This is a genomic window from Frigoribacterium sp. Leaf8 (assembly GCF_001421165.1).
GTDB lineage: Bacteria > Actinomycetota > Actinomycetes > Actinomycetales > Microbacteriaceae > Frigoribacterium.
In genome coordinates this window covers 121,220-133,851 of the sequence record NZ_LMKB01000005.1, presented here as the reverse complement: position 1 = coordinate 133,851, position 12,632 = coordinate 121,220, and the positions used below count along the sequence as shown (strand labels likewise).

Genomic DNA, 12,632 nt, shown 5'->3' with positions numbered 1-12,632 from the left:
TACGGTGATCCGATGCGAACCGATGCCGCCGAGACCCGTCGAGCCATCCTCGAGGCCGCGACCGCGGAGTTCTCGCGACACGGGTTGGCCGGGGCGCGCGTCGACCGCATCGCGGCCGAGGCCGGCTGCAGCAAGGAGCGTCTCTACGCGAACTTCGGTGACAAACGGTCGCTCTTCACGACCGTCCTGAACGGCACCTTCGAGACCATGGGCGAGGCCGCGTCCCGCCCTGCCGGGAGCGTCGAGGAGTTCGCCCTCGCCGTCTTCGACCACATGCAGGCCCACCCCGACCACAACCGGCTGCTCGCCTGGGCCCGGCTCGAGGGCGAGCACGACTGGGAGGCCTCGGTCCCCACCCTGCGCTCGGTCCAGGACGCCGCCCTGTCGCAGCTCGACCGCCTTCGCCGCGACCCCGCCGTGACGGTGTCCTGGAGCAGCGACGACATCTTCGCCCTCGTCATGTCGCTCGCCTGCGCCTGGCAGAACCTGCCCGGTCTCGGCGAGGCGCATCCGGGCGTGGTGCTCGACCCCGCCCTGCAACGCGAGATCGTGCACGAGGCCGTGCGGCGCCTCACCACGGCCTGAGCCGGGCCCCGGGCCGCTCCACCGCACCGACGACGAAGGAGGCGCGCCCCGGTCACCCGGGACGCGCCTCCTTCTCGAGGTCGGTCGCGACTACTTCTTCGCGTCGACCTTCGGCGTCACCTTGAGGAATCCCGCGCGCGGGTCGCCGAGACCCACCAGCGGGGTCGTGTCGCGGCCGCCGACGAAGTTCGTCACCCAGCCCGACAGGATGCGGAACTTCCGGTTCAGCGTCGGCATCGCGTACAGGTGGTAGCCACGGTGGGCCATCCAGGCCGGCACGTTCTTCAGCTGGAGGCCGAACATGCTGGCCGCGCCCTTGCCGATGCCGTAGCTCGCCACGGTGCCGAGCGACTCGTGTCGGTACTCCTTGACGGGCTCTCCCGACAGGGTCGCGATGACGTTGTCGGCCACGGTGACCGCCTGGCGCACGGCGTTCTGTGCGTTCGGCGGGTAGTACGCCGGCTGCTTCTCGGCCAGCAGGTCGGGGACCTGCGCGCCGTCGCCGAGGGCCCAGACGCCGTCGAGCTTGTGGCCGTCCTCGGTCTGGACCTGCAGGGTCGCGCTGACGTTCACGTGTCCCTTCGGGCCGAGGGGGAGGCCCATGTCGCCGAGCACCGGGTTCGGCTTGACGCCGGCCGTCCAGACGATCGTGCCGGCGGGGATGGTCTCGCCGTCGCTCAGCACGACGTCGCCGTCGACGCACGAGGGCATCGTCGTCTTGAGGCGGATGTCGATGCCTCGACCGCGCAACTGGCCCAGGGTCCACTTCGAGAGCTCGGGACCGACCTCGGGGGCGACGCGGTCCAGGGCCTCGACGAGCACGAAGCGCAGTTCGTCGCGCGACAGGTTCGGGAACGTGTCGACGGCGGAGTTCGCGGCGTCGGACAGTTCGGCGAGGGCCTCGACGCCGGTGTAGCCGCCACCGACGAAGACGACGGTGAGGAGCTTGCGGCGGACGGCCGGGTCCTTGACGCTCGCCGCCTCGGCGATGTTGCCGAGGATGCGGTCGCGGACGTACTGAGCCTCTTCGACGCTCTTGAAGCCCACGCCGTTCTCGGCCAGGCCCGGGGTCGGGAAGGTCCGGGTGACCGCGCCGAGGGCGACGACCAACTGGTCGTAGGCGATGTCGCTGGACTCGCCGTCCGCACTCGTGACGGTGACCTTCTTGGCCTCGCTGTCGAGCCCGGTGACCGACGCCTCGACGACCTTCGTGCGCTTGAGCGTCTTGCGCAGCGGCACGGTGACGTCGCGCGCGGCGATGTGGCCACCGGCGACCTCGGGCAAGAACGGCTGGTAGGTGAAGTACGGGGCCTGGTCGACGAGGGTGATGCTCGCCGCCTGGGGTGGGTGTCGCTTCTGCAGTTCGAGTGCAGTGGTGAGCCCGGCGGAACCGCCGCCGAGAATTACGATTCGCTTGGTCATGTATGTGTTCCTCCCTCAGACGACCGTACCCCCGGGGCCGCCTGCCGGAACGCCACACGCCGAACGGCCCGGCACCCCTCGGGGGCCGGGCCGGGCACGGCCACGCGTCGGCCGGTGGGGTCAGCGACCGCCGTCGAGGTCGCTCTGCGTGAACGACCCGTCCGGTTCGCCGTCGTGGGGACCGCCGTCGGCGGCCGGCTCGTCCGGGACCTGCGCGTCGACGTACGACCCGTCGCCCTCGCTCGTGCCGGCCTCTTCGGTGTAGGTGCCGTCGGCCTCGCTCGTGTCGGCCTCTTCGGTGTAGGTGCCGTCGGCCTCACCGTCGTGCGGCCCGCGCGTGCGGGTGCCGCCGTCGAGGTCGTCGTCGACGTACGAGCCGTCCTCGCCCGAGGTGGGTCCGCCGGTGCTCGGCCGGTCGTGCTCGTGGTGGTTGGCGTCGCTGCCCATGGGTGATGCCCTTCGTCGAGGTCGGTCGGCGTCGTCGCCGCCCGTGCGGCTCACCCTAGACCGACGTGGTGCCGGTCGACCGGGCGGGACCGTGCCGTCAGAACCCCTCGTTCTCGCGGGTCACGTAGGGCGACTCCAGCGCGTCGAGCTCGTCGTCGGTGAGCCACAGGTCGACCGAGGCCACGGCGTCGTCGAGGTGCTGCATCTTCGTGGCGCCGACGATGGGGGACGTGACCGCGTCCTGCTGCCGCACCCAGGCCAACGCGACCTGCGCGCGAGGAACGCCCCGCGCCTCCGCGACGTCGGCGACGGCCTGCGCCACGAGGCGGTCACCGTCCTCGCGCTGCTTGTAGAGCGTCTGACCGAAGCGGTCGGTCTCGGTCCGGGCCGTGGTGGCGTCCCAGTCCCGGGTCAGCTTCCCGCGGGCCAGGGGCGACCAGGGCAGCACGCCGACGCCCTGGTCCAGGCAGTAGGGGTGCATCTCGCGTTCTTCCTCGCGTTGGATCAGGCTGTACTGGTCCTGCATCGAGACGAAACGCGTCCAGCCCCCGAGGTCGGCCGCGTGCTGCATCGAGGCGAACTGCCAGGCCCACATGCTCGAGGCGCCGATGTAGCGGGCCTTGCCGGCCTTGACGACGTCGTGGAGCGCCTCCATCGTCTCCTCCACGGGCACCTCGGGGTCGAAGCGGTGGATCTGGTACAGGTCGACGTAGTCGGTGCCGAGCCGGCGCAGGCTGTCGTCGATCGCGCTCATGACGTGCCCCCGGCTGAGCCCGGCCCCGTTCGGGCCGGGACGCATGCGGCCGTGCACCTTGGTCGCCAGGACGACCTCCTCGCGGGTCGCGAAGTCCCGCAGGGCCCGCCCGACGATCTCCTCGCTGGTGCCGTCCGAGTAGACGTCGGCGGTGTCGAAGGTCGTGATGCCGAGCTCGAGCGCCCGCGAGATGAACGGGCGGCTCTCGTCCTCGGGCAGGCTCCACTCGTGCGTCCCGCGGTCGGGCACGCCGTAGCTCATGCACCCCAGGGTCACCGCCGAGACGGTCAGGCCGCTCGTGCCCAGTCGTGCGTACTCCATGTGTGGCACCTCTCGTCGTCGAGGCGGGGCACCGACGCCCGCGCCGACTGCGACCCTACGCGCGGGGCGGCGCGGTCCGGCCCGCGATCGACGCGTCCCCTCGGATCACCGAGGCGGCGTGTCGGAGCGCCCGCCGCGCCTCCGGGGTCCAGGGCGCGCCGACGAAGTCGTGGAAGGCACCGCGGTACAGCCGCAGCTCGACGCGTCCACCCGCCGCGGTCACGCCGGCGGCCAGCCGCTTCACGTCGGGCGTCAGCAGGTCGCGATCGCCGGCGTAGGCGAACACGGGCGGGAGACCCGAGAGGTCGCCGCGCACCGGGCTGACGAGGGGGTCGGCCGGATCACGGTCGCCGGCCCACCACCGACCCGCGGCGACGAGACCGTCGCGGGCGAGCATCGGGTCGAGCGGTGCGACCTCGTCGATCGCGGGGGAGTCGAGCAGGGCGTCCACCCACGGCGAGAAGAGCACGAGGGCGTCGGGTGCCGGTCGGCCGGCGTCGCGTCCCCTCATGGCCGCGACGAGGGCGAGCGCCCCGCCCGCCGAGTCGCCGGCCACGACGACGCGGGACGGGGAGGCGCGTCGCACGTCCTCGAGGACGGCGTCCAGCAGCGGCAGCGCGTCGTCCACGTCGTGGGCCGGGGCGAGCCCGTAGAGGGGCACCGTGACGACGGCCCCGGAGGCGCGGACGAGACCCGCGAGCAGGTTCCAGTGCGTGGCCAGGACGGGGTGCACGTAGGCACCGCCGTGCAGGTAGACCACGTGGACGCCGCTCGGGGCCCGACGCGGACGGAGCGTGACGACGCGCTCACCACCGACCCGCGCCTCCTCGACGGTCGCGACGCGGTGCACCGCTCGCGTGACCGGCGCGGCGGAGCCCTGACGGGCGACCGAGCGGACGAGCGAGTCCTCGGACTCGGTCGAGCGGGGGCGGAGGCGGAGCCGGAGGCGCAGAAGAGCACGCGTCGCGGCCATCGAGAGCGACATGACCCGACCCTACGGGCGCCGGGGACGACCAGGGGAGGCGGGGGCTACCGGACGGGAGGCGAGGGGGCTAGCTTGTCCCCCGAACGGGTCACCCGACCCCGACGTCGCCGGTGCCGTCATCTGGGAGCGCGCACCGACGGCACACCTCGCTGCACGAACACACCCGAAGGAACGACGATGTTCGACACACGCTTCATCAGCAGTGCCATCTCCCGGAGCGCCGAGACCCCGATCGATCGACGACGGCTGCTCGCCGCCGCCGGGGTCACGGGCCTCGGCACGGGGCTCGCCGCGGTCGCCGCGACGCTGCCCGCCCAGTCCGCGGCCGCCGTGTCGCCCTCCGACGAGGTGATCAGTGATGCGACGATCCTCAACTTCGCACTCAACCTCGAGTACCTCGAGGCGGAGTTCTACCTGCGGGCCGTCACCGGCTCGGGGCTGCCCGCCGACCAGATCACGGGCATCGACCCCCAGGGCGGCGTCGTCGGCGGCGCACCCGTGCCGTTCAAGACCACGATCGTCAAGCGCATCGCGCAGGAGATCGCGGCGGACGAGAAGGCGCACGTCTCCTTCTTGCGGTCGGCGCTCGGGGGCGCGAAGGTGTCGCGACCGGCGATCGACCTGCAGAGCAGCTTCACGGCGGCGGCCCTCGCGGCAGGTGTCATCACGCCGGGCCAGACCTTCGACCCGTTCGCCTCGGAGGAGAACTTCCTGCTCGGGGCGTTCATCTTCGAGGACGTCGGCGTGACCGCCTACAAGGGGGCCGCACCCCTGATCTACAACAAGACCTACCTCGGCGCGGCCGCCGGCATCCTCGCGGTCGAGGCGTACCACGCGGGCATCATCCGCACCACGCTGAACGCCAAGGGACTGCAGGTGCCCGCGACGAAGATCTCGGACGCCCGCGACTCCCTCGACGGGTCGACGGACGACGACCAGGGTCTGACCCTCGGTGGCGTCCAGAACCTCGTGCCGACCGACGCCAACGCCATCGTCTACGGACGGACCGCCGAGCGCGTGCTCAACGTCGTGTACCTGACGCCGAACCAGATCGACAAGGGCGGGTTCTTCCCGCAGGGCATCAACGGCTCGATCGTCGCCAGCGGCAACCCCGGCAGCGCGGTCTGACGACCGACGAAGGCCGGAGAACCAAGGAAGGCCCGCACACCGGGGTGTGCGGGCCTTCCGTCGCTTGCGAACAAGCATCTGTCTCAACACAGATCTGGTGAAACGCCTCTGGAGAGAGAGTGTTTCGAGTGTCCGAGGGGGGACTTGAACCCCCACGCCCTATACGGGCACTAGCACCTCAAGCTAGCGCGTCTGCCATTTCCGCCACCCGGACTGGATGGTGCCGACCGAAGCCGACACGAAAGATTAGCACGGCTCGGAGGGCCCTCGTGACCACGGCCACGTCCGTCGGCGTGAGCGGCGCGGCAGGTAGCGTGGGGCGCATGACGACGACCCCCACGAGCACCGGCCCGACCGAGCCCGAGCTCGACGAGACGGCCCGCATCGCCCGCGACCTCATCCGGTTCGACACGTCGAACTACGGCGGTGGGCGGTCGAACGGCGAGGCGGATGCCGCCGAGTACGTCGAGGCGGCCCTCCGCGACCTCGGCCTCGAGCCGCAGCTGTTCGAGTCCGAACCCGGCCGGGTCAGCGTGATCGCCCGGGTCGAGGGCGCCGAGCCGGCGAAGCCCGGACTGGTGGTGCACGGCCATCTCGACGTCGTGCCCGCCGACCCCGCGAACTGGTCGGTCGACCCGTTCGGCGGCGTCGTCCGCGACGGCATGCTCTGGGGGCGCGGCGCCGTCGACATGAAGAACATGGACGCCATGATGCTGACGGCCGTCGGCGACATCCTGCGGGCGGGCGAACGACCGGCCCGCGACCTCGTGCTGGGCTTCCTCGCCGACGAGGAGGCCGGGGGAGTCCTCGGCTCGCACTTCCTGGTGAAGGAACACCCCGGGTTGTTCGACGGCGCCACCGAGGCGATCAGCGAGGTCGGTGGCTACTCGACCTTCATCGACGGTCGACGCTCGTACCTGCTGCAGACGGGCGAGAAGGCCCTGATCTGGATCAAGCTCAGGGCTCGGGGCACCGCCGGCCACGGCTCGCAGATGATCGAGGCGAACGCCGTGACGCGCCTGGCCGAGGCGGTGGCAGTCCTCGGCCGCCAGCAGTGGCCGATCGTGCTGACGGACACGACGACCGCCCTGCTGGGCGAGGTGGCCCGCATCCTCGACGTCGACGTGCACGAGGTCGCACCCGACGAACTGGTCCTGCGCACCGGCACCGCCAAGGGCTTCATCCGCGGCTCGCTGCGCACGACGACCAACCCCACGATGCTGACGGCGGGCTACAAGCACAACGTCGTGCCCGACACGGCCGAGGCCCTGGTCGACATCCGGTGCATGCCGGGGCAGGAGGCGGCGGTGCTCGCCGAGGTCCGGGCCCTGATCGGCGACGACGTCGAGATCGAGACGATGCACACCGACATCGGGCTCGAGACGCCCTTCTCGGGGCCCCTGGTGGACGCCATCACCGCCACCCTCGACCGGCACGACCCGGGAGCACCCGTCCTGCCCTACCTGCTCTCGGGCGGCACCGACAACAAGGCCCTCAGCCTGCTCGGCATCGCCGGGTACGGCTTCGCCCCGCTCCGGCTCGACGAGGACATGGACTTCCCGGCCATGTTCCACGGCGTCGACGAACGGGTCCCGCTCGACGCACTATCCTTTGGCAGTCGCGTCCTGCGGGACTTGTTGTCGACGTACTAGCAACCCCCGCACCAGAAGGGTCACCCGCGTGGAGCATCTCCTCCAGGCACTCCTGCTCGGCCTCGTCCAGGGCCTCACGGAGTTCCTCCCCGTCTCGTCGAGCGCCCACCTGCGGCTCGTCGGCCTGTTCTTCAGCGATCCCGGGGCGGCGGCCGAGTTCGACCCGGGCGCCACCTTCACGGCGATCACGCAGCTCGGCACCGAGCTCGCGGTCGTCATCTACTTCCGGCGCGACATCACCCGCATCGTCTCGCGCTGGTTCGCGGGCGTGACCGGCAAGATCCCCCGCACCGACCCCGACGTCCGCATGGGCTGGCTCGTCATCATCGGCACCGTCCCGATCGTGCTCGTGGGGTACGTCGCCCAGGAGTACATCCGCACGGTGTTCCGCTCGCTCTGGATCGTGGCGATCGTCCTGATCGTGTTCGGCGTCCTTCTCGGACTGGCCGATCGTCTCGGCAAGAAGACCGAGCGCTTCGAGGACATGCGCTACGGCCACGGCATCGCCGTCGGCGTCGCCCAGGTGCTGGCGCTCTTCCCCGGCGTCTCGCGGTCGGGTGCCACGACGACCACGGCACTCGCACTCGGCTACACGCGTCCCGCCGCCGCCCGGTTCTCGTTCCTGCTCGCCGTGCCCGCCGTCTTCGGCAGCGGTCTCTACGAACTCGTCCAGAGCTTCAGCGACCCCGGGCCCTACTCGCTGGGCGAGACCCTGGCCGCCACGGTCGTCGCGTTCGTCGTCGGCTTCGTCGTCATCGCGTTCTTCATGAACTACATCTCGCGCCGCAGCTTCGCCCCGTTCGTGGCCTACCGCATCGTGCTCGGCGTCGTCCTGCTCGTCCTGCTCGGCACGGGCGTGGTGGCCGCATGAGGTCCTGGGCAGAACCCGACGTCCCGCGCCTCCCGGGCCTGGGAGACCTCCCGGCGCTCCACGACACGTCGACCGGCACGGTGCACCCGACCGAGGTCGACGGGTCGCGGGCCGGTCTCTACGTGTGCGGCATCACGCCGTACGACGCCACCCACCTGGGTCACGCGTCGACCTACCTGGCCTTCGACACCCTGCTGCGCGTCTGGCGCGACGCCGGGGTCGAGGTGGTCTACGCGCAGAACACGACCGACGTCGACGACCCGCTGCTCGAGCGGGCGACGGCCACCGGCGTCGACTGGCGGGAGCTCGCGGACGGCCAGACCGACCTCTTCCGCAGCGACATGCAGCACCTGGCCGTGGTGCCGCCGACGCACTACGTCGCGGTGACCGAGGTGGTGACCGACGTCGCCGACGCCGTGGCGCGCCTCCTCGACCGGGGTCTCGCGTACCCCGTGCCCACCGATGCCTCGACCGCCGGCGACGACCTGTACTTCGACGTCCGGGCCGCCGAACGCGACACCGACTGGCACCTGGGGCTCGAGAGTCGCTACGACGCCGAGACGATGGCCCGGTTCTTCGCCGAGCGCGGCGGCGACCCCGATCGCGCCGGCAAGCGCGACCCCCTCGACCCGCTGCTCTGGCGCGCGGCCCGCGACGACGAGCCGTCGTGGCCCACCACCGTGGGCGCCGGCCGACCCGGTTGGCACATCGAGTGCACCGTCATCGCCCAGCAGCACCTCGACGTGCCCGTCACCGTCAACGGCGGCGGGAGCGACCTGGTGTTCCCGCACCACGAGATGAGCACGGCGCACGGCACGGCCCTCACCGGCCGCCCCTACGCCGTCCACCACACGCACACCGGGATGGTCGGCTACCAGGGCGAGAAGATGAGCAAGTCGCTCGGCAACCTCGTGAAGGTCAGCGAGCTCGTCGCCGCGGGCCGCGACCCCCGCGCCGTCCGGCTCGCCCTCCTGGCGCACCACTACCGCTCCGACTGGGAGTGGTTCGACGCCGACCTCGTCACCGCCGAACGACGGCTCGAGCGCTGGCTCGCCTGGGCCGCCACGAGAGCAGGAGGCGCGGTGCCGGTCCCGGCCCCCACCCCGTTGGTCGTCGGCCTGCGCTCGTCGCTCGCGGACGACCTCGACACGCCCTCGGCCCTCGACGCCGTCGACGCCGTCGTGGCCCGGGGAACGGCCCCGTCCGAGGTCGACGTCGACGCCGTGCAGGCGCTGTTGGGCATCGACCTGCGCGCCTGAACGCCGCCGACGGCGCCGAGGCGATCGGTCCGCCCCGTCACCCGGACGAAACGGGTCGTCCATCCCGTTCTCCATGCGCATGCATGAGTCTTCCTCAATCAGCACGCCCGTCTGCCCTACGATGGTCGGCGTGGAGACGTCGACGACCGCCCCGGCCCCGGCCGCGACGCCGGGCGACGCCCGCCGGCCGCTCACCCGACGCGACACCCGCGTCGACCTCTGGATCACCGCCCTCACCGCGGCGCTCGGCCTCGTCACGCTCTGGCTCAGCGCCGTCATCGTCGAGGACGCCGACGGGGCGGGTTCGCCCTCGACCCTCGAGAGCGTGCTGTGGCTCCTGGGCCTCTGCGCCCCGCTCGCCTTCCGACGGCAGCGTCCCGTGGCCGTCCTCGTCGTCGTGTCGGCCGTGTTCCTGGCCGCCCAGCTGAGGGGCTACCCCGACACCCTCACCCCGTCGATCGTCGAGTTCGTGGTCATCTTCACCGCGAACGCCTGGGCCGCCCGGCGCGCCCGTGCGCTCGTCGTCAGCGTCGTCGTGACCGCGGTCATGTTCGTCTGGCTCGGCGTGTGGCTGCGCTCCGTCTACGTGTCCGACGCCGAGGCACCCGACCCCGTGACCCTCGCCACGATCGCCTACACGCTCGTGTCGAACGGCATCGTCCTCGTCACGGCCATCGCTTTCGGCCGGGCGGCCCGCGTGTCGGCCACCCGGCTCCACGCCCTCGAACGCACGGGGGTCGAGCTGCGCGCAGCCCACGAGCTCGTCGCCGATCGGGCCATCAACGAAGAACGCACCCGCCTCGCCCGCGAGCTGCACGACGTGGTCGCCCACCACGTGGCCGTCATCGGCATCCAGGCGGGCGCCGCCCGGCGGACGCTCGACCGGCCCGACATCGCACGAGGCGCCCTCTCGGCCGTCGAGGGCACGGCGCGGACGACCATCGACGAGTTGGACCGCCTGCTGTCCGTCCTGCGGTCGCGGGACGGCGAGGCCGGGTCCGGCCCCTCGGGCCTCGGCGCCCTGCCCGAACTGATGGCCGACACGCGAGCTCTGGGCCTCGAGGTCCGGTTCTCGGTGCACGGCGACGCCCGCGACGTCCCCGAGAGCATCGGGGTCACCCTGTACCGCATCACCCAGGAGGCCCTGACCAACACCCTCAAGCACGGCAACGCCTCCCTCGCCGAGGTGCACCTCCGCTACGGCGACCGGACGATCGAGGTCGAGGTCGTCGACGACGGTCGTCCCGGCCCCATGCCCTATCCCGGCGCGGGTATCCCGCTGGGATCGACGGCGACCGGCCCCGGACTGGGCCAGCGGGGCATGCGCGAGAGGGTCGACCTGCACGGGGGCGAGCTCCAGCTAGGCCCCCGCCCGCGCGGGGGCTACCGGGTGTGCGCGGTCCTGCCCGTGAACGCCTGCGCCGACGCCCGCCCCCTCGACCACGTCACCGCCGCCGACCCCTCCGAGAGACCATGACCGACACGACCGCCCCCGTCTCCGTCCTGCTCGTCGACGACCAGGACCTCGTCCGCACGGGTTTCCGCATCATCCTCGACACCGCACCCGACGTCCGCGTCGTCGGCGAGGCCTGCGACGGGCTCGAGGCCGTCGACCTCGTCCGGCGGCTCCGCCCCGACGTCGTCGTCATGGACATCGAGATGCCCGTCCTCGACGGACTCGAGGCCACGCGTCGCATCCTCGCGCAGTCACCCGGGGGCGGCCCGGCGGTCCTCGTCCTGACGACGTTCGGCCGGGACGACTACGTCTTCCGGGCCCTGCAGGCGGGGGCGAGCGGCTTCCTGCTCAAGACGGCCACGCCCGAGGACCTGATCGAGGCGATCGCCGTCGTCCACCGCGGAGACGCCCTGCTCTCGCCCCAACTCACCCGGGCCGTGGTCGAACGCGCCGTGGGCGACCCCGCGACGACGCGCGTCGTCGTCCCCAGCCCCGCACTGGCGACCCTCACCGAACGCGAACGAGAGGTGCTCGACCGGTTGGCCTCGGGGGCCTCCAACGCCGAGATCGCCCGCCGGCTGTTCCTGGGCGAGGCCACGGTCAAGACGCACGTCTCCAACGTGCTCGGCAAGCTCGGCCTCCGCGACCGGACGGCGGCCGTGGTGTTCGCCTACGAGAACGGCGTCGCGGTCCCGGGCGGGCCCGCCACCTGACCGGGGCCGTCGTATCGGGCCCCACCCCGCCCCTCCTGACGGGTCGCCAGCGGACCGGTCAGGGGACCGGGGGGTACCGCGGGTCGTCCGGTCGTCCGTCCCCGCCCTTGCCGTCGCGACGACGGAGGTACCGTTCGAACTCCTGCGCGATGGCCTCACCGCTCGCCTCGGGGCTGTCCACCGTGTCGCGGGCCTGCTCGAGCTGCTCGATGTAGCCCGCCATGTCCTCGTCGTCGGCGGCGAGGGCGTCGATGCCGGACTCCCAGGCCGTCGACTCGGCGGCGAGCTCGCCGCGGGGGATCGTCACGCCCGAGAGCTCGTCGAGCTTCTCGATGAGCGCGAGCGTCGCCTTGGGCGACGGGGCGTTGTGGACGTAGTGGGGGACGGAGGCCCAGATCGACAGGGTCGGCACGCCCGCGGCCTCGACGGCGTCGGCGAGGACCGACAAGATGCCCACCGGCCCCTCGTAGGTGCTGCGCTCGAGGGTGTACTCGTCGCGGACGGCCTCGTTCTCGCTGCTGACGAAGACCGAGATGGGCCGCGTGTGGGGGACGTCGGCGAGCATGGCTCCGAGGAACACCACGCCCGTGACGTCGTGCACGTCGATCAGGTCGACGATCTCGGCGGCGAAGCCGCGCCAGCTCCGCGACGGTTCGGCACCGAGCAGCACGAGCACCTCGGTGGTGGGCGACGACGGGTCGCGGGGGAGGACCGTCGCGGCGTCGGCGGCCGCGTGCAGCTGGATGCGCGGCCACACGAGGGTTCGCACCCCGTCGTCGTCGAGCCCCACCTGCGGGCGGTTGAACTGGTAGTCGATGTACCGTTCGCCGTCGAGTTCGGCCACCGGTTCGAGCGAGAGGGTCTCGACCAGGCTGCGCGCGACGCCGCTGGCGGCCTCGCCGGCGTCGTTCCAGCCCTCGAAGGCGACCACCAGCAGGCGTCCCGCAGCGAAATCCGACGTGTTCGTCAACCTGAGTCCTCACCGTGCCGGAAGGGCGTCCGGCGCTTGACCCTCCACGATAGACCGTGACCGCCACCA

Annotated in this window: 12 protein-coding genes and 1 tRNA gene; 7 read left to right on the top strand and 6 right to left on the bottom strand. The window is 72.0% G+C overall.

The features are described from left to right. The first annotated feature begins 12 nt into the window (after positions 1–12). Entirely contained in the window at positions 13–585 is a 573-nt protein-coding gene (locus ASL10_RS05410; RefSeq protein ID WP_056045121.1) for a TetR family transcriptional regulator, read from the top strand. Positions 586–675: 90 nt separating this feature from the next. Here ASL10_RS05410 and ASL10_RS05405 read toward each other — a convergent pair whose 3' ends face one another. From ASL10_RS05405 to ASL10_RS05390, 4 genes are all read right to left on the bottom strand, one after another. After that, entirely contained in the window at positions 676–2,007 is a 1,332-nt protein-coding gene (locus ASL10_RS05405) for an NAD(P)/FAD-dependent oxidoreductase (protein ID WP_056045118.1), read from the bottom strand. Positions 2,008–2,127: 120 nt separating this feature from the next. Next, positions 2,128–2,454 (bottom strand): hypothetical protein, encoded by a 327-nt coding sequence (locus ASL10_RS05400; protein WP_056045115.1) that lies wholly within the window; start codon positions 2,452–2,454, stop codon positions 2,128–2,130. 97 nt (positions 2,455–2,551) lie between these two features. Beyond that, positions 2,552–3,529, bottom strand: coding sequence for an aldo/keto reductase (locus ASL10_RS05395; protein ID WP_056045111.1), 978 nt, complete (start codon positions 3,527–3,529; stop codon positions 2,552–2,554). A 55-nt stretch (positions 3,530–3,584) separates the two neighbouring features. Next, positions 3,585–4,514 (bottom strand): alpha/beta hydrolase fold domain-containing protein, encoded by a 930-nt coding sequence (locus ASL10_RS05390; RefSeq protein ID WP_056045108.1) that lies wholly within the window; start codon positions 4,512–4,514, stop codon positions 3,585–3,587. Between the two features lie 177 nt (positions 4,515–4,691). Between ASL10_RS05390 and ASL10_RS05385 the strand changes: the two genes are divergently transcribed. Then, entirely contained in the window at positions 4,692–5,642 is a 951-nt protein-coding gene (locus tag ASL10_RS05385; RefSeq protein ID WP_043594964.1) for a ferritin-like domain-containing protein, read from the top strand. 129 nt (positions 5,643–5,771) lie between these two features. Here the strand turns inward: ASL10_RS05385 and ASL10_RS05380 are convergent. After that, positions 5,772–5,856 (bottom strand) — tRNA-Leu (locus ASL10_RS05380). Positions 5,857–5,965: 109 nt separating this feature from the next. Here ASL10_RS05380 and ASL10_RS05375 point away from each other — a divergent pair. The 5 genes from ASL10_RS05375 (at position 5,966) to ASL10_RS05355 (ending at position 11,593) form a co-directional block, all read left to right on the top strand. Next, positions 5,966–7,294, top strand: coding sequence for a M20/M25/M40 family metallo-hydrolase (locus tag ASL10_RS05375; RefSeq protein WP_056045105.1), 1,329 nt, complete (start codon positions 5,966–5,968; stop codon positions 7,292–7,294). Between the two features lie 28 nt (positions 7,295–7,322). After that, the gene (locus ASL10_RS05370) at positions 7,323–8,165 is read left to right on the top strand and encodes an undecaprenyl-diphosphate phosphatase (protein WP_056045103.1); all 843 of its coding nucleotides are present in this window, start codon (positions 7,323–7,325) and stop codon (positions 8,163–8,165) included. Beyond that, positions 8,162–9,424 (top strand): cysteine--1-D-myo-inosityl 2-amino-2-deoxy-alpha-D-glucopyranoside ligase, encoded by a 1,263-nt coding sequence (mshC, locus tag ASL10_RS05365; protein ID WP_056045100.1) that lies wholly within the window; start codon positions 8,162–8,164, stop codon positions 9,422–9,424. The genes ASL10_RS05370 and mshC overlap by 4 nt, the downstream gene beginning before the upstream one ends. A 130-nt stretch (positions 9,425–9,554) precedes the next feature. After that, positions 9,555–10,901, top strand: coding sequence for a sensor histidine kinase (locus ASL10_RS05360; RefSeq protein ID WP_056045098.1), 1,347 nt, complete (start codon positions 9,555–9,557; stop codon positions 10,899–10,901). Continuing rightward, entirely contained in the window at positions 10,898–11,593 is a 696-nt protein-coding gene (locus ASL10_RS05355; protein ID WP_056045093.1) for a response regulator transcription factor, read from the top strand. Before ASL10_RS05360 ends, ASL10_RS05355 begins: the two co-directional genes overlap by 4 nt. 58 nt (positions 11,594–11,651) lie before the next feature. Here the strand turns inward: ASL10_RS05355 and ASL10_RS05350 are convergent, their stop codons facing one another. Continuing rightward, positions 11,652–12,563 (bottom strand): proteasome assembly chaperone family protein, encoded by a 912-nt coding sequence (locus ASL10_RS05350; protein WP_056045092.1) that lies wholly within the window; start codon positions 12,561–12,563, stop codon positions 11,652–11,654. Positions 12,564–12,632 lie beyond the last annotated feature (69 nt).

Excerpts from the sequence above, each read along its gene's own strand:
- ASL10_RS05410 (WP_056045121.1), top strand. The coding sequence starts at position 13 with ATGCGAACCGATGCCGCCGAGACCCGTCGAGCCATCCTCGAGGCCGCG.
- ASL10_RS05405 (WP_056045118.1), bottom strand. The coding sequence starts at position 2,007 with ATGACCAAGCGAATCGTAATTCTCGGCGGCGGTTCCGCCGGGCTCACC.
- ASL10_RS05400 (WP_056045115.1), bottom strand. The coding sequence starts at position 2,454 with ATGGGCAGCGACGCCAACCACCACGAGCACGACCGGCCGAGCACCGGC.
- ASL10_RS05395 (WP_056045111.1), bottom strand. The coding sequence starts at position 3,529 with ATGGAGTACGCACGACTGGGCACGAGCGGCCTGACCGTCTCGGCGGTG.
- ASL10_RS05390 (WP_056045108.1), bottom strand. The coding sequence starts at position 4,514 with ATGTCGCTCTCGATGGCCGCGACGCGTGCTCTTCTGCGCCTCCGGCTC.
- ASL10_RS05385 (WP_043594964.1), top strand. The coding sequence starts at position 4,692 with ATGTTCGACACACGCTTCATCAGCAGTGCCATCTCCCGGAGCGCCGAG.
- ASL10_RS05375 (WP_056045105.1), top strand. The coding sequence starts at position 5,966 with ATGACGACGACCCCCACGAGCACCGGCCCGACCGAGCCCGAGCTCGAC.
- mshC (WP_056045100.1), top strand. The coding sequence starts at position 8,162 with ATGAGGTCCTGGGCAGAACCCGACGTCCCGCGCCTCCCGGGCCTGGGA.
- ASL10_RS05355 (WP_056045093.1), top strand. The coding sequence starts at position 10,898 with ATGACCGACACGACCGCCCCCGTCTCCGTCCTGCTCGTCGACGACCAG.